Below are 19,850 nucleotides of genomic sequence, written 5' to 3'. Positions count from 1 at the left end.
CCGATCATCACCCGAAGGGGTGCAATCGGGCGGTCCCTCCGCTCCCGCCCGCCTCATGCGGCCCTATTCTCCCCAATCTGACCCGCCCCTGACGTGGGGCGGCGACCGGATGCGGATGGGGAGGAGGGCGGTCGTTGCGGGCACTTCCTCTCGGGGCGCGCGCCTATGTACTGAGCGCCGTGCTCGCCGGGGCGCTGTGCGCCGCCCCGGTGCTGCGTCCCCACACGGCCGTCCCCTGGACCACGGTGATCCTGCTCGCCGCGGTGTACGCGGTGGGGTCCCGTACGGTGCGGGCCCCGTCCCCCGAGTGGTGCGGCCCCGTCCTGCTGGCCGGGGCTTTTCTGCTGCCGCCCGCCGCCGCGGCGCTCGTCGCGGTGCCCGGGGCGCTGCTGGGCCGGGTCGAGCGGCACCCCGCGCCGGTGCGGCGCGCCTGGCGCGCCGCACAGCTCTCCCTGGCCGTCTGGGCCACCGCGTACGCCTTCCGGGCGCTCTGCGGCCCGTACGCGCTGCGCGCCGCCGAGAACCCCGGTGTGCCCGGTTTTCCGCGGGCCCTGGCCGCCGCGCCGGCCGCCGCGCTCGTGCTGGGGCTGGTCACCGCCGCGCTGGAGGTCGGGGTGCTGGTCCTGGCCGAGCGCCGCCCGGCCCGTGCCGCCTGGCGCGGCCGGCCCCTGAGCGCGCTGGCGCCCCAGCTGGTCCACGGGCCCGCCGGGCTCGCCATGGCGGTGCTGTGGCGCAGCCCGTACGGACCGGCGGCGGCCCTGCTGGTGCTGCTGCCGATGTACGTCTGCGCGTGCGTCTTCGCGCTCTGTCACCGCGAGCGCGCCGCCCACCAGGCCACCATCCGCGCCCTCGTCCAGGCGGTCGACATCAAGGACCGCTACACCCGGGGCCACAGCGAGCGCGTCGGCCGCGCCTCCGTGATGATCGCCCGCGAGCTGGGCATGAACGGCGACCGGCTGGAGGCCCTGCGCATCGCGGGCATCCTGCACGACGTGGGCAAGCTCGGCGTCCCCACCCGGCTGCTGCGCAAGAACGGTCCGCTGACCCCCGAGGAGCGCCGCGTCATCGAGCTGCACCCCGAATACGGCCATGAGATGGTGCGCGGCATCCGCTTCCTGGGCGAGGCGCGGACGGCCATCCTGCACCATCACGAGCGGCTGGACGGCAGCGGCTATCCGTACGGGCTGGCCGGGTCCCAGATCCCGGAGTTCGCGCGGGTGGTGGCGGTCGCGGACGCCTTCGACGCGATGACCTCGACGCGTACGTACAGCCGGGCCCGCCCGGTGGAGACGGCCGTGCGGGAGCTGAAGCGGTGCGCGGGCACGCAGTTCGACCCGCGCATGGTGCGGGCCCTGGCCCGCGCGCTGGACCGGCATGGCTGGCACGCGGCGGTCACCGCGGACGCCCGTGCGGAGGCCTTTACGGAGGCCCGTACGGAAGCTCCTACGGGGGCGGTGACGGGCGCCGCGCCCGCCGCCGACGAGCGCGGAAACGTCCCGCCGCCCCCGCTCGTACGCGCCGCCACCGCCCCGCGCGCCCCCGGCGGCACCCCGCCGCCTCCGGAACCCCCGCGCCCCGGCGGCGCCCCGTGACCCCCGCCCGGCGCCCCGGCGCGCCCGGCCCGGGTCCGGGCCGGGACCGGAACGCGGCGGTGGGGGCCGCGGCGAGGGCGGGCCGTGGCCCGCATGAGCCCCGCCGCGCCGGGCCGGGCGGGGACGCGGGTGTGCCCGGCCGCCCCGGCAGCCGGTCCGGCGGGCCGCCCGGCGGGCTCCGGCGGCTCGCGGAGGCGCACGCGCGGGTGGTCCGGCGCGCGCGCCGGACCCGGGGCGGGAGCGGGCGCCCCGGGTCCCGGCGGGCCGGCGGGGGCGTCCTCGGCGCCGTGTACGGCGCCGCCGGGGCGCTCGCCGTGGTGGCGCTGGCCTGGACGGAGTGGCACGGGATACGCGAGCCGGGGGCGGCGCTCGCCTTCGGGCTGCTCATCGCCCTCGGGGAGGCCATCCGGTGCTGCGACACCCCGGCCGCGCTCCCGCGCGCGAGCGGGGCGCACGAGCAGCGCGGCGAGCCGACGCCCCTCGCCGCCGCGGGCGCCCTCGGGTACGCCCTGCTGGGGCGGCTGGGCGGGGAACCCACCGGCCATGGGGTGCTCCAGGTCGTCACCGTCGTCGTGGCGGCCTCGCTGACGGGTCTGGCGCCGCGCATGGCGCTCGGGCGCCCGGCCGACCCGGGCCACACCGCCCGCCGCGTGCTGACCGTGGGATTCGCGGCCACCTGCTTCCAACCGTTGCACCACACCGGCCGGTTGGCCTCCTGGCTGGGGCACGGCCCCGCCCTCGTCGGCTACTTGCTGGGCGTGCTGGCCCTGACCGCGCTGTGCGACGCGGTGCTCGCCGCCGCCCTGGCCCGCGCCCGCACCGGCTGGCCGTACGGCCCGCTGCTCCGCGACGAGCTGCGGGCGCTGACCGGCATAGGGCCGGCGATCTGTGCGACCGGGGTGGTGATGGCGCTCACGGTGGCCGTCGCCGGGCTGTGGGCGCTGCCGGTGCTGGCGCTGCCGCCGCTGCTGATCCAGTACTCGTTCCGCCGCTACGCCGCGATCCGGGCCACCCGCCGCCAGACCATCGCCTCCCTGGCCCGCTCGACCGAGATCGCCGGCTACACCCCGGCCGGACACGCCCGCAAGGTCGCCGGGCTCAGCCGGGCGGTCGGTCGTGAGCTGGGGCTTTCCGAGCCCGCCCTGACTGTGCTGGAATACGCGGCGCTGATGCACGACATCGGGCAGCTGTCCCTGGTGGACCCGGTCCCGGCCGGGGCGACCGAGCCGCTGTCCCGCGCCGAGCAGCGGCGGATCGCGCGGCTGGGCGGCGCCGTGGTACGGCAGACGGGGGTCCCCGCGGAGGTCGCGGTGATCGTCGAACGGCAGGCGGACCCGTACCGCGAACAGCCGCTGCCCGCGCGTATCGTGCGCGCGGTGAACGCGTACACCGAGGCGGCGGGCGGTCCGGCGGCCGGTGGACAGGGGGGAGCGGCCCCGCTGCGCGCCCTGGAGCGGCTGCGGCTGGGCACCGCGCGGGACTTCGACCCGGCGGTGGTCGAGGCGCTGGCGACGGTGCTGTCCCGCCCGGCGTACGACCGTCCCCGGTGAGGAACCCGGAACTCGCGGGTAATGAGCGGGTCTCCCAAAAGGCATGGTTGGATGCGAGAGAGGGGTGTCGGGCCGATGGCCGGTGGCAAGGAGGTGTGGTGGGCATCGTCCCCCGGCCGAAGGGTGAGGGGCTGGGCTGAGATGTCCGCGGATGTGTGGCAGGTTGTCTCCCAGGGAGGGCGACGCCGTCCGCGCAAGGTTCTGGTACGGGACTACTTCGATACCGGCAGGCGGGAATCGTGAAGATCTTCGGCAAGGTACGGCACCGGCCATCCGCCTCATGGCGGCAGGCCACGGACCGTGCGTTCACGCTCATCGGCGATGGCCGGTACGAGGACGCGGGCGCGCTGCTGACGCGCGCCGCCGATCTGGAGCCGTGGCTGTCGGAGTCCTGGTTCAACCTCGCGCTGCTGCACAAGTTCCGGCACGACTGGGAGCAGGCCCGGGCCGCCGGGCTGCGCGCGGTCGCGCTGCTGGACCGCGAGGCGGGCGCTCCCGACTGGTGGAACGTGGGCATCGCCGCGACCGCCCTCCAGGACTGGCCGCTGGCCCGCCGCGCCTGGCAGGCGTACGGGCTGAAGGTGCCCGGGGAGGCGTCCGCGTCCGGTGAGCCGCTCGGCATGGAGCTGGGCAGCGCGGCGGTGCGGCTGTCGCCGGAGGGCGAGGCCGAGGTGGTGTGGGGCCGCCGGCTGGACCCGGCCCGGATCGAGGTGCTGTCCATCCCGCTGCCGTCCTCCGGGCGGCGCTGGGGCGAGGTGGTGCTGCACGACGGCGTTCCGCACGGGGAGCGCGTCACCGCCGCCGGGCCCGCGTATCCGGTGTTCGACGAGATCGAGCTGTGGGCGCCGTCCCCGGTGCCGACCTGGGTGGTGCTGCTGGAGGCGGCCACCGAGGCCGACCGGGACGCCCTGGAGCGGCTGGCGGCGGACGCGGGCTTCGCGGCCGAGGACTGGTCGTCGTCGGTGCGGCTGCTGTGCCGCTCCTGTTCGGAGAGCCGGATGCCGAGCGACGAGGGCGAGGGCGAGCACCTGGACCCGCACGACCACAGCGAGCCGGGCCACCCCGGGCCGCTGGGGCACCGTACGGCGGGCTCGGGCTCGCTGTGGGTCGCCGAGCGCGAATGCGGGATCGCGGCGCCCAGCGGGCTGGTGCGGGGGCTGCTGGACGGCTGGGTCGCCGACAGCCCGGACACCCGGGAGTGGCGGGACCTGGAGGAGGTCTGCTGAACGCCCGGGGAAGGCGGCTGACCGGGCGCTGATCCCGCTGCCTTCCGGGTGGGCCGTACCCTGTAGGGCGACGCATCACGGTTACAGGGAAGGCGTACGGCGGACGATGTCGCAGCAAGGGACCACGAAGCAGCAGGTGGACGACGAGTTCGTCGTGGACACGGAGGACTGCGAGGAGCGCGAGCGGGCTTATCGCGAGCGCGGCACCGCCCGCCCGATCACCGTGGTCGGCAATCCGGTGCTCCACAGGGAGTGCAAGGACGTCACCGAGTTCGACGAGAAGCTGGCGGCGCTGATCGACGACATGTTCGCCAGCCAGCGGGCGGCGGAGGGCGTGGGCCTGGCCGCCAACCAGATCGGCGTCGACCTCAAGGTCTTCGTCTACGACTGCCTGGACGACGAGGGCGTGCGCCACGTCGGCGTGGTCTGCAACCCGGTGCTGGAGGAGCTGCCCGCCGACCGCCGGGTGCTGGACGACTCCAACGAGGGCTGCCTGTCGGTCCCCACCGCCTACTGCGAGCTGGCCCGCCCGGACTACGCGGTGGTGCGCGGCCAGGACGCCGAGGGCAAGCCGATCGCGGTGCGCGGCACCGGCTACTTCGCGCGCTGCCTGCAGCACGAGACCGACCACCTCTACGGCTACCTCTACATCGACCGGCTCTCCAAGCGCGACCGCAAGGACGTGCTCCGGCAGATGGCCGAGGGCACGGCGCGCTATGAGACGGTGCCGAACGACTGACGTCAGCGCGGGTCAGGAGCCGTTCGCTGCCTGGGGGTAGTACTGCGCGACGTACGTCATTCCAGGAGGGCGTTCATGAGGCCGTCCGCGACATCTCCGTCGAAGTCGACGTAGCTGCCGCCGGTCTCCCGCAGGCGTGTGGAAAGCGCGGCGAGCAGCGCCGTCAGATCCTGGTACTGGTCGTTCGCGAAGCGGGCGAACCGGTCCGCCTTGGCAGCCACTTCAGGATGGGCGCGCGGCGCTCGTGCCATGGTGCGACGACACGGTCGCGCTCCGGGGAGCGCGACCGTGGGCTGGAAGCCAGGGGGGAATGGGCGACGGTCAGAAGTCGTCGTCGAAGGAGACCGAACCCTCGACCGCGACCTGGTAGGCCGAGGCGCGGCGCTCGAAGAAGTTGGTCAGCTCCTGGACGTCCTGCAGCTCCATGAAGGAGAACGGGTTCTCCGAGCCGAAGACCGCGGGGAAGCCGAGGCGCTTCAGGCGCTGGTCGGCCACGCACTCCAGGTACGCCCGCATCGACTCGGTGTTCATGCCCGGCAGCCCGTCGCCGCACAGGTCGTGGGCGAACTGCAGCTCCGCCTCGACGGCCTCCTTCAGCATGTCGGTGACCTGCTGCTCCAGTTCGTCGTCGAAGAGGTCGGGCTCCTCCTCGCGGACGGTGTCCACGACCGAGAACGCGAACTCCATGTGCATGGACTCGTCGCGGAACACCCAGTTGGTGCCGGTCGCCAGGCCGTGCAGCAGACCGCGCGAGCGGAACCAGTACACGTACGCGAAGGCGCCGTAGAAGAACAGCCCCTCGATGCACGCCGCGAAGCAGATCAGGTTGAGCAGGAAGCGGCGCCGGTCGGCCTTGGACTCCAGCCGGTCGATCTTCTCCACCGAGTCCATCCAGCGGAAGCAGAACTCCGCCTTCTCCCGGATGGAGGGGATGTTCTCGACCGCCGCGAAGGCCGCCGCCCGGTCGTCCGGGTCGGGCAGGTAGGTGTCCAGCAGCGTCAGATAGAACTGGACGTGCACGGCCTCCTCGAAGAGCTGCCGCGACAGGTACAGCCGCGCCTCGGGGGAGTTGATGTGCTTGTAGAGCGTCAGCACCAGGTTGTTGGACACGATCGAGTCGCCGGTCGCGAAGAACGCCACCAGGCGGCCGATCAGGTGCTGCTCCCCGGGGGAGAGCTTGGCGAGGTCAGCGACGTCCGAGTGGAGGTCGACCTCCTCCACGGTCCAGGTGTTCTTGATCGCGTCCCGGTAGCGGTCGTAGAACTGCGGGTACCGCATCGGCCGCAGGGTCAGCTCGAACCCGGGGTCCAGCAGGTTCTTGGTATGGCCCGGCGCGGTGTTCACGGTGGTCATCTCGGATGCGGTGGGCATTACTGGCAGGCCTCGCAGGACTCGGGGTTTTCCAGGGAGCAGGCGACCGCGTCGTCGTCGGCGGGCGCCGTTTGAGCGGGGACGGTGGCCGTGGCGGCGCCCCCGCGGGCGCTCTGGGCGATCCGGGTCGCCGGGCGGGAGCGCAGGTAGTACGTCGTCTTGATGCCGCGCTTCCAGGCGTACGCGTACATCGAGCTGAGCTTGCCGATGGTCGGCGCCGCCATGAAGAGGTTCAGCGACTGGCTCTGGTCGAGGTACGGGGTACGGGCCGCCGCCATGTCGATCAGGGCGCGCTGCGGGACCTCCCACGCCGTCCGGTACAGGTCCCGTACCTCCTGGGGCACCCAGGAGAAGTCCTGGACCGAGCCGTTGGCCTCGCGCAGCGCGTCACGGGTCTGGGCGTCCCAGACGCCGAGCTTCTTCAGGTCGTTCACCAGGTAGTTGTTGACCTGGAGGAACTCGCCGCTGAGCGTTTCGCGCTTGAAGAGGTTGGAGACCTGCGGCTCGATGCACTCGTACACGCCCGCGACGGAGGCGATGGTGGCGGTCGGCGCGATCGCCAGCAGCAGCGAGTTCCGCATGCCGGTGGTGGCCATCCGCCGCCGCAGCGCCTCCCAGCGCTCGGGCCAGGTGACCTGGGCGTCGGCGTAGTGGTCCGGGTGCAGCACGCCGCGCGCGGTGCGGGTCTCGGCCCACGCCGGGTGCGGGCCGTGGCGCTCGGCGAGGTCGCAGGACGCCTCGTACGCGGCGAGCATGATGCGCTCGGAGATCCGGGTGGACAGGGCCTGCGCCTCGGGGGAGTCGAACGGCAGCCGCAGCCGGAAGAAGACGTCCTGCAGGCCCATCAGGCCGAGCCCCACCGGGCGCCAGCGGGAGTTGGAGGCCCCGGCCTCGTCGGTGGGGTAGAAGTTGATGTCCACCACGCGGTCGAGGAAGGTCACGGCGGTGCGGACGGTGCGGTCCAGCCGCTCCCAGTCCATCCGGCCGTCCTCACCGAGGTGGGCGGCGAGGTTGACCGAGCCGAGGTTGCACACGGCGGTCTCGCCGTCGTCGGTGACCTCCAGGATCTCGGTGCACAGGTTGGAGGAGTGGACCACCCGGCCCGGCTCGGCGGTCTGGTTGGCGGTGCGGTTGGCGGCGTCCTTGAACGTCATCCAGCCGTTGCCGGTCTGCGCGAGGGTGCGCATCATCCGGGCGTACAGCTGGCGCGCCGGGACCTGCTTGACCGCCCGCCCCTCGGCCTCGGCCTTGCGGTACGCGGCGTCGAACTCCTCGCCCCACAGGTCCACCAGCTCGGGCGCGTCCACCGGCGAGAGCAGCGACCAGTCGGCGTCCGCCTCGACCCGGCGCATGAACTCGTCCGGGATCCAGTGCGCGATGTTGAGGTTGTGGGTGCGGCGGGCCTCTTCGCCCGTGTTGTCCCGCAGCTCCAGGAACTCCTCGATGTCCGCGTGCCAGGTCTCCAGGTACACGCAGGCCGCGCCCTTGCGCCGGCCGCCCTGGTTGACGGCCGCCACCGAGGCGTCGAGCGTGCGCAGGAACGGCACGATGCCGTTGGAGTGCCCGTTGGTGCCGCGGATCAGCGAACCGCGGGCGCGGATGCGGGAGTACGACAGGCCGATGCCGCCCGCGTGCTTCGACAGGCGCGCGACCTGGTGGTAGCGGTTGTAGATCGAGTCCAGCTCGTCCAGCGGCGAGTCCAGCAGATAGCAGGACGACATCTGCGGGTGCCGGGTGCCGGAGTTGAACAGCGTGGGAGAGCTGGGCAGGTACGACAGCGTGCTGGTCATCCGGTACAGCTCGGCGACGTCCGCCAGCGCCCGTTCCGACAGGTCCTCGGCGAGCCCGCAGGCCACCCGCAGCAGGAAGTGCTGCGGGGTCTCGATCACCTGACGGGTGATCGGGTGGCGCAGCAGATAGCGGCTGTGCAGGGTGCGCAGCCCGAAGTAGCCGAAGCGGTCGTCGGCGCCGTCGGCCAGGGCCTGCTCGACCAGCGCGTCCAGCCGGGCGGTGTGGGCGGTCACGAACTCGGCGGTGGAGTCGGCGATCAGGCCCTCGCGGTGGCCCACGGCGACGGAGGCGGAGAAGGAGTCCGCGCCCTGCCCAGCCGCCTCCTCGGCGATCGCGCGGGTCAGCAGCCGCGCGGCGAGCCTGGAGTACTCCGGCTCCTCGCCGATGAGTCCGGCCGCCGCCTCGGTCGCCAGGGAGCGCAACTCCGCCTCGTCCGAACCGGGATGGCGGCCGCGCAGGGCGGCGGCCGCGACCTTGCCGGGGTCGGTGGCGGGCAGATCGGCGGTGAGCGCGGTCAGGGTCCGCAGCAGGGCGGTCCCGGGCGCGTCGGCCGCTGCCGATGAATCCGCTGCCTTTGAAACCGGATCGGCGGGCGCGATGGTCACTGAAGTGTTCTCCCTCGCTCGGCTGGGGGCCTTCGAGGGCGGAGCGCGATGGCCGCTCACGGGCATGCCGATTCCGCTCCACGGCACTCCACGCAGCGTCCATCGACCCAACCCGCGGGGCCCGGACGTATGCAGACGGCCATCGGCAGGTCATCGGACTCACGGGTACGCAAAAGCGCACACGTACACCGTTGCGGGACAGTTCCGGATTCACACCGGATTCCCCTGCGGCGACAGCGAGGACGAGCATACATCTTGTGTCGTGCTGCGCACGCGCCCCCAGATGTTGTGTCGTCAGCTGGGCGAATTCGTATGGATGTGCTCGTCACGATGGGCTTTGGGCACGCCGGAATCCCAGGGAAAACTAGCTTCCCGGGCCGCTCGCCCGCCATTCGTCGAGGGCACGGGCGAGGCGGGCGCGGTAGTCGGCGTAGCCGTCCTCGTAGGCGTCGCGAAGCCCGCTTCGGGGTTCGACGGTACGGGACGCCGCGCGCCGGCGGGACGCGTCCCCGGGGCCGCCGAGCGACCGCCGGGCGACCGCGACCGCGCCCCGCGCGCCGACCTCCGGCTCGTCGGGAATGGCCACCGGGCGGCCGATGACGCTCGCGAAGATCTCGGTCCAGGCGGCGGAGCGCACGCCACCGCCGCACAGTGCGAGCCGCCCCGAGAGCCCGGCCGCCTCCAGGCAGTGGCGGGCGGCGTAGGCGACGGACTCGCACACGGCCCGTACGGTGTCGGCGCGGGTGGAGGCGAGGGTGAGGCCGTCCAACCGCCCCTGGGCGGCGGGCTCCACGAACGGGGCGCGCTCCCCGGCGCCGGACAGGAAGGGCAGCGCGGTCACGCCGTTCGCGCCCGGCGGGCTCTGGCCGAGCAGGGTGTCCAGGGCGGCCGTGGTCGTCCCTGTGAGATCGAGCACCCACTCCAGGGCGGCGGTGCCGACCATCGCGGGCATCGCGCGCAGCCAGCGGTCCGGGTCGGGGGTGCACAGCCACATGCCGGCCGGATCGGCGGCCGGGTCCACCACCGCGCGGTCGGTGAGCACCTGACAGGCCAGTGTGGTGCCGACGATGAGCAGCCCGTCACCGACGTCCCGCACCCCGCTGCCGATGGCGCACGCCGGAAGGTCGTACGGGCCGGAGACGACGGGCAGTCCGGGCGGCAGCCCGGTCAGCCGGGCCCCCTCCTCGTCCAGCGCGAGGACGGTGCCGGGCGCGGCGGGCGGGGGCAGCAGCCGGGCGTGCTCGGCCAGCCCGCACAGCTCCAGGGCGCCCGGCACGTACGTACGGGCGGTGACGTCGAGGAACGGCAGGGAGGCGTCGGAGGCGTCCACGGTGATGACGCCGGTCAGCCGCTGGGCCACCGCGTCCACGCAGTAGCCGGCGACCGCGGCCCGCTCCAGCGCCCGCGGCTCGTGCTGGGCCAGCCAGCGCAGCAGCGGGGCGTGGCAGCCCGGGAACAACCCCGAGCCGGTGAGGGCGTGGAGGGCGGCGAGCGTGCCGTCGGCGCGCCAACGGGTGACGGTCCCGCTTGCCCGCCCGTCCAGCCAGGAGATCGGCGGACGGACCGCCCGGCCCGCCTCGTCGCGCAGCCACAGTCCGTCGCCCTGGCCGGTGAGCGCGAGCGCGGCGGGCGGGCCGGGGAGCGCCGCGGCCACCTCGCGCACCACCTCGGCGACCGTGCCGAGCACGTTCTCCAGATCCTGCTCGACCCGGCCGCCGGGCAGCCGGTTCAGCCGGCTGGGGCGGGCCGCGGAGGCGAGCGCGGCCCCGTCGGGGCCGAAGGCCACGGCCTTGGTGACGGAGGTGCCGACATCCACTCCGATGATCACGCGCATGGCCTGCTGTCCTCCGGAAACCTCGGAACCCCGGCACTCCATCACATGAGCGATGCTAGATTTAACATCTGAGACGAGATCAGGCAATGGCTGACGCATCGAAAGGCCCCGGATGACCGCCCGACTGCTGCTCGTACGCCACGGGGAGACCGTGTGGCATACGGAGAACCGGTACGCCGGAACCTCGGACATCGCGCTGACCGAGCGCGGCCACCGGCAGGCGCGGGCCCTCGCCCAGTGGGTGCGGGGCCGCGGGATCGACGCGGTGGCCTGCTCGCCGCTCGGCCGGGCGCGGCACACCGCCGAACCGGCCGCCACCGCCCTGTCCCTGGCCCCCGAAGTCGTCGAGGACCTGCGCGAGATGGACTTCGGCTGGGGCGAGGGCCGCACCCTCGCCGAGATGGAGGCGGAGGACCCGGCGGCCGTCCGGGCGTTCCGCGACGACCCGGAGTCCGGCGCCTTCCCCGGCTCGGAGCGGCCCGGCGAGGCCGCGGCCCGGGCCGTCGCCGCGCTGCGGCGGCTGGCCGCCGCGCATCCGGACCGCACCGTGCTCGTCGTCGCGCACAACAGTCTGCTGCGGGTGGCGCTGTGCACCCTGCTGGGCATCCCGGTCGGCCGCTACCGCGCGGTCTTCCCCCGGCTGGACAACGCGGCGGTGACCGAGATCGGGGTCGACGGCGACCGCACGGCGCTGCGCTCCCTGAACGTGCCCACGGACGGCGCCGCGGGAGGTCCCCGCCCATGACCACGGTCCGCTCCCAGGACGCCCGCCGGCAGACCATCACCGAGCACGTCCTCGCGCGCTCCACCGCCACCGCGGCGGAGCTGGCCGACCTGACCGGGGTCAGCCTGATGACCGTGCACCGGGACCTGGACGAGCTGGCCCGGCTCGGCGTGCTGCGCAAGTTCCGGGGCGGGGTCTCGGCCCTGCCCTCGTCGGTCTTCGAGTCCAGCCTCGCCTACCGGATGGGCGCCCACCGGGCCGAGAAGGAGGCGGTGGCCGCCACCGCCGCGCAGCTGGTCGAGCCGGGGATGTCGGTGATGCTGGACGACTCCACGACCGTCCTCGCGCTCGCCCGGCTGCTGGTGGAGTCCGCCCCGCTGACGGTGGTGACCAACGCCCGGCGGGTGATCGAGGTCTTCGCCGGGGTGCCCCGGATCCGGCTGATCGGGCTCGGCGGGGAGTACTCGCACACCCATGACTCCTTCCTCGGCGTGCCGTGCGCGGAGGCGATCGCGGCGCTCTCGGTGGACCTGGCCCTGGTCAGCACCTCGGCCATGGACGCGGCGACCACGTACCACCAGGAGCAGGACGTGGTGCTGGTCAAGCGCGCCATGCTGGCCGCCGCCGCCCGCACGGCGCTGCTGATGGACGCGTCCAAGACCCGGCGCACGGCGCTGCACCGGCTGCGCCCGCTGGCCGACTTCGACCATCTGGTGGTGGACGGCGCGGCGGACGCCCGGCTGGTGGGGGAGTGGCGGGAGCGTACGGACGTGAGGATCGCGCCCGGACCTTCTTAACGCCATTGGTGTTAACTTAACTCCACGCATGAGGGGCGTGATACGTGATGTCCGACCGGCCCGAGGTCGTCGCGGGAATCGACATCGCCACGGCGGCCGTGCGCGTGGTGTGCGCCGACGCACAAGGGCGTGTACGGGCGCGGGGCGGTGCGGAACTCCCGCCCCCGCGCCGGGGCGCGGGCGGCCACAGCGAACAGGACGCCACGGCCTGGTGGCCCGCCGTCGCGGCGGCCCTGCGCCAGGCCACCGGGGCGCTTCCGGCGGGCGGCCGCGAGGTCGTGGCGGTGGCCGTCGCCGCCACCTCCGGCACGATCGTCCTCGCGGACGGCCGGGGCGAACCCCTCGGCCCCGCCCTGATGTACGACGACCGCCGCGCCGCCGCGCTCAACGCCCGGGCCCAGGAGGCGGGCGCCGGGCGCTGGCGGGCCCTCGGCCTGTCGGTCGGCCCGACCGCCGCCCTGGGCCGCATCGCCTGGCTGGCGGGCGGCGGTCCGGCGGCCCACGACGGGGGCCGCCACCTCCTCCACACCCCCGACCTCGTCGGATGGCGGCTCACCGGCGGGCCCGTCGCCACCGACTGGTCGCACGCGCTCAAGAGCGGCTACGACGCGCGCGCCGGGGAGTGGCCGGACGAGGTCTTCGACGCGCTCGGCGTACCGGCCCGGTGGCTGCCGTCCGTCCGGGCACCGGCCACCCCGGCCGGCACGGTGTGCGCGGACGCCGCGGCGGAGACCGGGCTGCCCACCGGTTGCGCGGTCCGTCTCGGCATGACCGACGGCTGCGCCGGGCAACTCGCCACCGGGGCCGTGCGGCCCGGGCAGTTCGTGGGGATCCTCGGCACCACGTACGTCCTCAAGGGCGTCACCCGCGACCTGATCGCCGACCCCTCCGGCGCGCTCTACAGCCACCGCCACCCCGACGGCTGGTGGCTGCCGGGCGGCGCCTCCAACACCGGTGGCGAGGCCGTCGCCCACCTCCCGTCCGAGCGGCTGCCCGCGCTCGACCGCGCCGCCGCGGAGCGCGGCCCGGCCTCGGTGGTCGCGTATCTGCTGAGGGGTGAGGGCGAGCGGTTCCCGTTCGTCAGCGGCGCGGCCCGGGGCTTCGTCCTCGGCACACCGGCCGACGACGCCGACCGGCACCGCGCCACGCTGGAGGGCGTGGCCTTCCTGGAACGCCTCGCGCTGGAGCGGGTGGCGGAGCTGGGCGTGACGGTCGAGGGCCCGCTGTGGGCCGCGGGCGGCGGCAGCCGCAGCCCGCTGTGGTCCCGCATCCGCGCCACCGTCCTCGGCCGCCCGCTGCGCGTCGCCGAGCACGCCGAAACGGCGTTCGGCGCCGCCCTGCTGGCCGCCTCCGGGACCCTCCATCCGGACCTCACGGCGAGCGCCGCCACGATGGTCCGCCCCGGCCGGGACGTCGAGCCGGACGCGCGCGAGAAGGCCGCCCTCGACGCCTCGTACGCCACGTTCACCGCCGCCCTGCGGGCACGCGGCTGGCTGCCGTGACGTCAACCGGTGAGCCGCGCTATATCTCCACGGTGAACGCCCACAGCGTGATCCCCGGGACCGGCTCCCAGTCCCGCTCCGGCGCCCGGACGAAGCCGAGCCGCCCGTACAGCCGGTGGGCGGCCGTCATCTTCCGGTGGCTGCTGATCACGATCCGCCGCAGCCCCAGCTCCCGCGCCCGGTCCATGCAGGCCCGCACCAGGGCCTCGGCCGCGCCGCGCCGCCGCGCCTCGGGCCGCACGGCCAGCATCCGGAACTCGGCCTCGTCCGGACGGGCCAGCTCCGCGTACGCCCCGCCGTGCACGACGAAGGCCAGCGCCCCCAGCACCGCGTCGCTCGCCGCGTCCGCCGCGACCAGCACCTCGGCCTCCGCGGCCCGCCGCCGGGCATCGCGCAGCGTGGCCAGGTAGGGGTCGTCGTCCCCGAAGTCCAGCAGCCCGTCCTCGAGATACACCCGGGCGGTGAGCTCACCGATGTCGTCCAGTTCCTCGTCCCGCGCGCGTCTGATCGTGACATCCATGGCCGCAGTCTGCCGGACGGCACCGACAGCCGGGCCGTCACCGGGTGACGGTGCTGATCACTCCGGTGGAACCGGCGCGCTTGTTGGCCGCCTCGGCTTCCCTGTAGGTGACGTAGCGCCGGACGGTGCCGTCCGGCAGCGTCAACTGGTAGAGGACGACGACGGGTTGAGGTGTTGTTCCAGCACAGTTGCAGGCCATGGCTGCTTTTTCCTTTCAGTCGAGCCACCGCGAGGCCACACCGGCGAGATAGGAAAGGCTCAGGGCGGTGGCCGGGATCTGGAACCAGGCGGTGGTGTCCAGTGAGAAGGCGTAGACGGCGGTGACTCCGGCCACCCATGTGCTGGTGCACCAGCCGCAGTTGACCAGATAGGTGGCGGGAGAATCATCACCGAAGCGGTCGGCGATCCACATCCGAAAACCCGCCGCCAGGGTGTCCTTGGTGATGAAGCGGGTGACGCGGCAGGTGGTGCCGAGGGCGAGAAGGAACGCTTCAAGGCTCATCGGATCGTTCCCCGTCGGTTCGATCGATGCCTTTCATTACAGGCACGACAGGCGGCCCTGGGCGATACTCCGTGAGCGGGTTCCCCCGAATAGCCGAGCGTTCGTCATATGAATGTGTCGCCAGATGCGCTGGGATACGCCAAACGAGTGATGGCGATTCCCGGGTCTTGAGCGACGCGAAGGTGCCTGGATAACTGGAAACGTGGCTGCCGGGGCCGCCCCATACCTCGTCAGCCACCAGGAGTCGGGCGTTCGCCCCGTTTTCTCCGCCGCGCCCCGTGCACCGCTTCCGCACTCTGCTCGGCGGTCCCACCAGCTTTCCCTTTTCTCGCTGCCGGTCCGCGTGAGCCTGTACGCCGACCGGCGCACCTCACCCCATCCCTCCCCGGGAGGACCGATCATGACCTCGACCGATCTCGTGTCCACTGCCGCGCCCAGCGCGGGCTACTGGCCCCCGACGCCGGTGGGCCCGCCGCTGCTGCTGTCCGTGGTGCCCAACTCGGGCCCCACCAGCGGTGGCAACCTCGTCCAGCTGACCGGGCAGAACCTGCGCAACGTCATCAGCGTGACCTTCGGCGGCGTCCCCGCCACCATCGTCAGCCAGAGTTCCTCGGGCGGCGGTGACTGGGGCGGCGGCTGGCCGGGGTATCCCACCACCGACGTCGCCGTGGTGATCGCCCCGCCGCACGCGGCCGGGTCCGTCCAGGTCCTCGTCACCACCACCGCCGGCACCAGCAACAGCCAGCCGTACACGTACGTGGCGCCGCCCCCGCCGACCGCCACCTCCATCACCCCGGCCTTCGGCCCGACCACCGGCGGCACGGTGTTCCTGATCAACGGCACCAATCTGAACACCGTCACCAGCGTCACCTTCGCCGGCGTCCCCGCGACCATCGTGACCGTGAACCCCGCGGGGACCCAACTGGTCGGCGTCACCCCGGCGGGCTCGCCCGGCACCGCCGCCGTGGTCGTCACCGGCCCCGGTGGTGCGGTCACCGTTCCGGGCGGCTTCACCTACTTCGTGGCGCCGCCTCCGCCGGTGGCCACGAACATCGTTCCCCACACCGGACCGGCCGCCGGGGGTACGGCGTTCACCATCAACGGCACCAACCTCGGCGGCGTCCTGGGTGTGCTGTTCAACGGCGTCCCCGCCACCACCGTGGTCGCCACCGCCGGCACGGTCACCGGCGTCACTCCGCCCGGATTGGTCGGCCCCGCGACCGTCACCCTGGTGACGGCCACCGGAACCACTACCGTCCCCGGCGGATTCATCTACACGTGATCCGTACGGCACCGGCAGCCCGGGTGCGCCCCCGGGCTGCCGGTGTCACGTATGACCTGGATGACACCGTCGCCCTGACCGGAATCTCGTACGCGGATGAGGAGCGTGGCGTTGCCGACGAAGAGGATCCCGGCCGCGCCGTCCGGCGGAGCCGTCACGGGCCGACCACTGATTCCCGCTCCTCCGGCCGTGCGGTGGCGAACAGCGCGGCGGCCGCGGTGTCGTGCAGCGACTTCAGCGCCGTGCGCTGCCGCCGCGCCCGGTCCAGCAGCTCGGTGAGCCGGTCGGGCTCCAGACGTGCGTCCTGGCCCGCCGCGACCAGCAGCGTGTGCCACAGCATCGCCTTGCCCTCGACCCCGATCCGCAGCCCCTCCAGCTCGATGAGCGTGCTGAGCCCCGAACGACGCAGCACCCGGCCGTTGAGCTTCAGCCGCCCGGCCTTCTCGCCCAGCCAGCCACCGCAGAGCTTGTAGCGGCGTACGGGCACCTCGAGGGCGGCCATGACGGTCCGGAGCGCCTCCCGGTCCTCCATGATCTGCACGGCGAGGTTCTCCAGGCCGGCGCCGATGGCCGACCGCCGGAGCTGCCGGGCCATCCGACGGGCCAGCTCCGCTCCGCCCGTCGCTCCCGCCAGGTGGTCGTTGAGGTAGATGCCGAGCATGTGGGGGCTCGTCCTGGGCTCGCTCATGATCGCCCTCCCGGATCGGGCAACGTCGTACCGGCCGACGCGCCCCTACGGAGTGCCCATCCACCACCACCTCAACCAGCCACGCCCGGTCGCCCCGGCCCGGTGTCAGGCCGGGGCGCGGTGTCCCCGGCACCCCGGACGAGCGCGTCGTACCCGGTCACGACGAGACGTGGGCCTGAAGCTGAGGCACTGAGCGGCATGAGAGGGCCGCCGCCTCCCGTGGGGGAGACGGCGGCCCTGTCATGTGACGCTGCCGGGATCAGTGGCCGCCGGGGGCGCCCGCCGTGGCCGGGGGGAGGTCGGCCTGGACGCCCGGGTCGCCCGCGTCCGCCGTGTAGTCGGCCGGGGACGTCTCGTCGATGCCGTCGGGGGCCTTCAGGGCCCGCAGCACGACCGTGAGCACCACGGTGACCGCGACGTTGAGGACGAAGGCGGTGAAACCGATGTAGCCGATCTCGCCGATGCCGGGGATCTCGTCCGAGCTGCCGCCGAAGTGCTTCTGGGTGGGGCTGGCCACGCCGTAGGCCGCGAGCGTGCCGTAGAGCATGCCGACCGCCCATCCGGCGAGCAGCGCCCATCGGTGGAACCAGCGGGTGAACAGACCGCCCACCAGGGCCGGGAAGGTCTGCAGGATCCAGATGCCGCCCAGCAGCTGGAAGTTGATGGCCACGGTCTTGTCCATGGTCAGGACGAAGGCCAGCGCGCCGACCTTGACCAGCAGCGAGACCAGCTTGGAGACCTTCGTCTCCTGTGCCGGGGTGGCGTCCGGCCGCAGGAAGTCCTTGTAGATGTTGCGGGTGAACAGGTTCGCCGCGGCGATGGACATGATGGCCGCCGGGACGAGGGCGCCGATGCCGATGGCGGCGAAGGCGACCCCCGTGAACCAGTCGGGGAACATGTCCTCGAAGAGCTGGGGGATCGCCAGCTGTCCGTTGTCCACCTTCACGCCCGCCGCGATCGCCATGAAGCCGAGCAGCGCCAGCAGGCCGAGCATGAGCGAGTACAGCGGCAGGATGGTGGCGTTGCGGCGGATCACCTCGCGGCTGCGGCTGGAGAGCGTGGCGGTGATCGAGTGGGGATACATGAACAGCGCCAGCGCCGAGCCGAGGGCGAGGGTGGCGTAGCCCCACTGCTGTTTGTCCCCGCTGGCCAGCGCGCCCTTGGGCGCGCCGGTCGGGCCCGGCTGCGACAGGGCGTGGCCCGCCTTGGCGAAGATGTCGTCGAAGCCGCCCAGCTTGATCGGGATGTAGATGATCGCCACCGCGATGACGATGTAGATCAGGGTGTCCTTGACGAAGGCGATGAGCGCGGGGGCGCGCAGCCCGGAGGAGTAGGTGTACGCGGCGAGCACACCGAAGGCGATCAGCAGCGGCAGGTCCTTGACGAACCAGTTGGTGTCCTCGCCGCCGCCCACGCCCATGACGTCCAGCACCGCCTGGATGCCGACGAGCTGGAGGGCGATGTACGGCATGGTGGCGAGGATGCCGGTGATCGCGACGGCCAGCGAGAGCCCCTTGGAGCCGAAGCGGCCGCGGACGAAGTCCGAGGTGGTGACGTATCCGTGCTTGTGGGACACCGACCACAGCCGGGGCAGGAAGGTGAAGATCAGCGGATACACGAGGATCGTGTACGGCACCGCGAAGAAGCCCGCCGCGCCCGTCGCGTAGATGGCGGCCGGGACGGCGACGAAGGTGTACGCGGTGTAGAGGTCGCCGCCGAGCAGGAACCAGGTGATCCAGGTGCCGAAGCTGCGGCCGCCGAGCCCCCATTCGTCGAGGTTGTCGGCGTTCTCCGCGGCCCGCCAGCGGGCGGCGAGGAAGCCCATCACCGTGACGGCGAGGAAGAAGATGATGAAGACGGCGAGCGCGACGCCGTTCACGCCGTCCTTCATGCGGAACCGCCTCCCTTGCGTGCCCGCTGCTCACGGCGGACCAGGATGTACGCGAGCGTCGTCAGCGCGGCCGAGATGGGCACCCAGAGCATCTGGTACCAGTAGAAGAACGGTATGCCGATGAAGGTGGGCTCGATCTTCGCGTACGAGCCGACCCACAGCATCGCCACGAAGGGCGCGATGAGACAGAGGGCGGCCACGACACGCGAGGGCGTGACGACCGGTCTCCTGTCCGCGGACGTGTCTGACATGGCTGCGGGCTCCCGTCCCCTCGGCGCATCCGTGCTGATCGGCGCATCCGTGCTGATCACCGGTGCTGATCATTTGTGCGACGCGCAGGAATCTAAGCCCGTGGACCGGCGGTCGTCACTACCCGTCCGCATATCGGTATGAGAAAGAAGCGAAGTCGGGCGTCCGGTTCAGCCGTTCGGGCGCTGGAGCCGGGCCACGAACTTGTAGCGGTCGCCGCGGTAGACCGAGCGCACCCACTCCACCGGCTCGCCCGCCGCGTCCAGCGAGTGGCGCGAGAGCATCAGCATCGGCAGGCCGACGTCGGTGCCCAGCAGCCCGGCCTCGCGCGGAGTGGCCAGGGAGGTCTCGATCGTCTCCTCGGCCTCGGCCAGGTGCACGTCGTACACCTCGGCCAGGGCGGTGTAGAGCGAGGTGTACTTGACCAGGCTGCGGCGCAGCGCGGGGAACCGCTTGGCCGACAGGTGGGTGGTCTCGATCGCCATCGGCTCACCGCTGGCCAGCCGCAGCCGCTCGATGCGCAGCACCCGGCCGCCGGTGGCGATGTCCAGCAGCGCGGAGAGCCGTTCGTCGGCGGTGACGTAGCCGATGTCCAGCAGCTGGGACGTGGGTTCCAGGCCCTGGGCGCGCATGTCCTCGGTGTACGAGGTGAGTTGCAGGGCCTGGGAGACCTTGGGCTTGGCGACGAAGGTGCCCTTGCCCTGGATCCGCTCCAGCCGTCCCTCGACGACCAGCTCCTGGAGCGCCTGCCGCACGGTGGTGCGGGAGGTGTCGAACTCGGCGGCCAGGGTGCGCTCCGGGGGAACCGGGGTGCCGGGCGGCAGGGTTTCGGTCATCTCCAGCAAGTGGCGCTTGAGCCGGTAGTACTTCGGGACGCGCGCGGTGCGCGCCCCGCCGGAGCTGTTGCCGCTCTCGGCGGCGGCCGTCGTGGCCGTCGCCGCCATTGCCCCCTCGGTCTCCATCGCGCCCTTTCCGACGTCTGGTCTG

Annotated in this window: 19 protein-coding genes and 1 riboswitch; of the genes, 8 read left to right on the top strand and 11 right to left on the bottom strand. The window is 73.1% G+C overall.

Annotated elements, in window-relative coordinates; genetic code table 11:
- Nucleotides 1–134: 134 nt before the first annotated feature.
- The 4 genes from ASC60_RS07210 to def all read left to right on the top strand — a co-directional run bounded on the left by ASC60_RS07210 (nucleotide 135) and on the right by def (nucleotide 5,107).
- The gene (locus ASC60_RS07210) at nucleotides 135–1,592 is read left to right on the top strand and encodes an HD-GYP domain-containing protein (protein ID WP_055547957.1); all 1,458 of its coding nucleotides are present in this window, start codon (nucleotides 135–137) and stop codon (nucleotides 1,590–1,592) included.
- A 287-nt stretch (nucleotides 1,593–1,879) separates the two neighbouring features.
- Entirely contained in the window at nucleotides 1,880–3,142 is a 1,263-nt protein-coding gene (locus ASC60_RS07205) for an HD-GYP domain-containing protein (RefSeq protein ID WP_055548742.1), read from the top strand.
- A 239-nt stretch (nucleotides 3,143–3,381) separates the two neighbouring features.
- A complete protein-coding gene (locus ASC60_RS07200; RefSeq protein ID WP_055547955.1) occupies nucleotides 3,382–4,368 on the top strand; it encodes a hypothetical protein in 987 nt (328 codons plus the stop codon).
- Nucleotides 4,369–4,474: 106 nt separating this feature from the next.
- The gene (gene def / locus ASC60_RS07195; protein WP_055547953.1) at nucleotides 4,475–5,107 is read left to right on the top strand and encodes a peptide deformylase; all 633 of its coding nucleotides are present in this window, start codon (nucleotides 4,475–4,477) and stop codon (nucleotides 5,105–5,107) included.
- A 56-nt stretch (nucleotides 5,108–5,163) separates the two neighbouring features.
- On the opposite strand, the gene ASC60_RS41515 is transcribed toward def, so the two are convergent.
- The 4 genes from ASC60_RS41515 to ASC60_RS07180 all read right to left on the bottom strand — a co-directional run bounded on the left by ASC60_RS41515 (nucleotide 5,164) and on the right by ASC60_RS07180 (nucleotide 10,708).
- Nucleotides 5,164–5,328, bottom strand: a complete 165-nt coding sequence (locus ASC60_RS41515; protein WP_159043218.1) for a hypothetical protein — start codon at nucleotides 5,326–5,328, stop codon at nucleotides 5,164–5,166.
- 100 nt (nucleotides 5,329–5,428) lie between these two features.
- On the bottom strand, nucleotides 5,429–6,460 hold the full coding sequence (locus tag ASC60_RS07190; protein WP_234356833.1) for a ribonucleotide-diphosphate reductase subunit beta: 1,032 nt from the start codon (nucleotides 6,458–6,460) through the stop codon (nucleotides 5,429–5,431).
- 17 nt (nucleotides 6,461–6,477) lie between these two features.
- Nucleotides 6,478–8,874: a ribonucleoside-diphosphate reductase subunit alpha gene (locus tag ASC60_RS07185; protein WP_055547949.1), complete on the bottom strand. Its 2,397-nt coding sequence runs from the start codon at nucleotides 8,872–8,874 to the stop codon at nucleotides 6,478–6,480.
- A gap of 126 nt (nucleotides 8,875–9,000) precedes the next feature.
- A riboswitch (cobalamin riboswitch) is annotated at nucleotides 9,001–9,141 on the bottom strand.
- A gap of 97 nt (nucleotides 9,142–9,238) precedes the next feature.
- Nucleotides 9,239–10,708 (bottom strand): FGGY-family carbohydrate kinase, encoded by a 1,470-nt coding sequence (locus ASC60_RS07180; RefSeq protein WP_055547947.1) that lies wholly within the window; start codon nucleotides 10,706–10,708, stop codon nucleotides 9,239–9,241.
- Nucleotides 10,709–10,820: 112 nt separating this feature from the next.
- Here ASC60_RS07180 and ASC60_RS07175 point away from each other — a divergent pair, with 112 nt between their 5' ends.
- Genes ASC60_RS07175 through ASC60_RS07165 form a run of 3 tightly spaced genes read left to right on the top strand, consistent with a single transcriptional unit; the run spans nucleotide 10,821 to nucleotide 13,731 of the window.
- A complete protein-coding gene (locus tag ASC60_RS07175; protein ID WP_055547945.1) occupies nucleotides 10,821–11,453 on the top strand; it encodes a histidine phosphatase family protein in 633 nt (210 codons plus the stop codon).
- Nucleotides 11,450–12,229 carry a DeoR/GlpR family DNA-binding transcription regulator gene (locus ASC60_RS07170; RefSeq protein ID WP_055547943.1) on the top strand — a complete coding sequence of 260 codons (780 nt, stop codon included), beginning with the start codon at nucleotides 11,450–11,452 and terminating at the stop codon, nucleotides 12,227–12,229. The genes ASC60_RS07175 and ASC60_RS07170 overlap by 4 nt, the downstream gene beginning before the upstream one ends.
- Nucleotides 12,230–12,276: 47 nt before the next feature.
- The gene (locus tag ASC60_RS07165) at nucleotides 12,277–13,731 is read left to right on the top strand and encodes an FGGY-family carbohydrate kinase (protein WP_055547940.1); all 1,455 of its coding nucleotides are present in this window, start codon (nucleotides 12,277–12,279) and stop codon (nucleotides 13,729–13,731) included.
- Between the two features lie 19 nt (nucleotides 13,732–13,750).
- Here ASC60_RS07165 and ASC60_RS07160 read toward each other — a convergent pair whose 3' ends face one another.
- The 3 genes from ASC60_RS07160 to ASC60_RS07155 are packed head-to-tail and all read right to left on the bottom strand — an operon-like array spanning nucleotide 13,751 to nucleotide 14,753.
- The gene (locus tag ASC60_RS07160; protein ID WP_055547938.1) at nucleotides 13,751–14,251 is read right to left on the bottom strand and encodes an N-acetyltransferase; all 501 of its coding nucleotides are present in this window, start codon (nucleotides 14,249–14,251) and stop codon (nucleotides 13,751–13,753) included.
- 37 nt (nucleotides 14,252–14,288) lie between these two features.
- The gene (locus tag ASC60_RS42085) at nucleotides 14,289–14,450 is read right to left on the bottom strand and encodes a hypothetical protein (RefSeq protein ID WP_199830886.1); all 162 of its coding nucleotides are present in this window, start codon (nucleotides 14,448–14,450) and stop codon (nucleotides 14,289–14,291) included.
- A 15-nt stretch (nucleotides 14,451–14,465) separates the two neighbouring features.
- Nucleotides 14,466–14,753, bottom strand: a complete 288-nt coding sequence (locus ASC60_RS07155; protein ID WP_055547936.1) for a hypothetical protein — start codon at nucleotides 14,751–14,753, stop codon at nucleotides 14,466–14,468.
- A gap of 400 nt (nucleotides 14,754–15,153) precedes the next feature.
- Here ASC60_RS07155 and ASC60_RS07150 point away from each other — a divergent pair, with 400 nt between their 5' ends.
- Nucleotides 15,154–16,035 (top strand): IPT/TIG domain-containing protein, encoded by an 882-nt coding sequence (locus ASC60_RS07150; RefSeq protein ID WP_055547934.1) that lies wholly within the window; start codon nucleotides 15,154–15,156, stop codon nucleotides 16,033–16,035.
- A 154-nt stretch (nucleotides 16,036–16,189) separates the two neighbouring features.
- Here ASC60_RS07150 and ASC60_RS07145 read toward each other — a convergent pair whose 3' ends face one another.
- The 4 genes from ASC60_RS07145 to ASC60_RS07130 form a co-directional block, all read right to left on the bottom strand.
- A complete protein-coding gene (locus ASC60_RS07145; protein WP_055547933.1) occupies nucleotides 16,190–16,723 on the bottom strand; it encodes a hypothetical protein in 534 nt (177 codons plus the stop codon).
- 259 nt (nucleotides 16,724–16,982) lie between these two features.
- Nucleotides 16,983–18,614, bottom strand: a complete 1,632-nt coding sequence (gene mctP, locus ASC60_RS07140) for a monocarboxylate uptake permease MctP (RefSeq protein WP_055547931.1) — start codon at nucleotides 18,612–18,614, stop codon at nucleotides 16,983–16,985.
- Nucleotides 18,611–18,865: a DUF3311 domain-containing protein gene (locus ASC60_RS07135; RefSeq protein ID WP_055547929.1), complete on the bottom strand. Its 255-nt coding sequence runs from the start codon at nucleotides 18,863–18,865 to the stop codon at nucleotides 18,611–18,613. Before ASC60_RS07135 ends, mctP begins: the two co-directional genes overlap by 4 nt.
- Nucleotides 18,866–19,033: 168 nt before the next feature.
- Nucleotides 19,034–19,807, bottom strand: a complete 774-nt coding sequence (locus ASC60_RS07130; RefSeq protein ID WP_055547927.1) for a GntR family transcriptional regulator — start codon at nucleotides 19,805–19,807, stop codon at nucleotides 19,034–19,036.
- Nucleotides 19,808–19,850 lie beyond the last annotated feature (43 nt).

This window comes from Streptomyces sp. NBRC 110028, assembly GCF_001417735.1.
Taxonomy (GTDB): Bacteria; Actinomycetota; Actinomycetes; order Streptomycetales; family Streptomycetaceae; genus Streptomyces.
Note: the sequence above shows the minus strand (reverse complement) of the source record. Positions and strands in the feature narration are given on the sequence as shown.

Coding starts and splice junctions, on each gene's coding strand:
- def (WP_055547953.1), top strand. CDS start 4,475: ATGTCGCAGCAAGGGACCACGAAGCAGCAGGTGGACGACGAGTTCGTC.
- ASC60_RS07190 (WP_234356833.1), bottom strand. CDS start 6,460: ATGACCACCGTGAACACCGCGCCGGGCCATACCAAGAACCTGCTGGAC.
- ASC60_RS07180 (WP_055547947.1), bottom strand. CDS start 10,708: ATGCGCGTGATCATCGGAGTGGATGTCGGCACCTCCGTCACCAAGGCC.
- ASC60_RS07175 (WP_055547945.1), top strand. CDS start 10,821: ATGACCGCCCGACTGCTGCTCGTACGCCACGGGGAGACCGTGTGGCAT.
- ASC60_RS07170 (WP_055547943.1), top strand. CDS start 11,450: ATGACCACGGTCCGCTCCCAGGACGCCCGCCGGCAGACCATCACCGAG.
- ASC60_RS07165 (WP_055547940.1), top strand. CDS start 12,277: ATGTCCGACCGGCCCGAGGTCGTCGCGGGAATCGACATCGCCACGGCG.
- ASC60_RS07160 (WP_055547938.1), bottom strand. CDS start 14,251: ATGGATGTCACGATCAGACGCGCGCGGGACGAGGAACTGGACGACATC.
- ASC60_RS42085 (WP_199830886.1), bottom strand. CDS start 14,450: ATGGCCTGCAACTGTGCTGGAACAACACCTCAACCCGTCGTCGTCCTC.
- ASC60_RS07155 (WP_055547936.1), bottom strand. CDS start 14,753: ATGAGCCTTGAAGCGTTCCTTCTCGCCCTCGGCACCACCTGCCGCGTC.
- ASC60_RS07150 (WP_055547934.1), top strand. CDS start 15,154: ATGACCTCGACCGATCTCGTGTCCACTGCCGCGCCCAGCGCGGGCTAC.
- ASC60_RS07145 (WP_055547933.1), bottom strand. CDS start 16,723: ATGAGCGAGCCCAGGACGAGCCCCCACATGCTCGGCATCTACCTCAAC.
- mctP (WP_055547931.1), bottom strand. CDS start 18,614: ATGAAGGACGGCGTGAACGGCGTCGCGCTCGCCGTCTTCATCATCTTC.
- ASC60_RS07135 (WP_055547929.1), bottom strand. CDS start 18,865: ATGTCAGACACGTCCGCGGACAGGAGACCGGTCGTCACGCCCTCGCGT.
- ASC60_RS07130 (WP_055547927.1), bottom strand. CDS start 19,807: ATGGCGGCGACGGCCACGACGGCCGCCGCCGAGAGCGGCAACAGCTCC.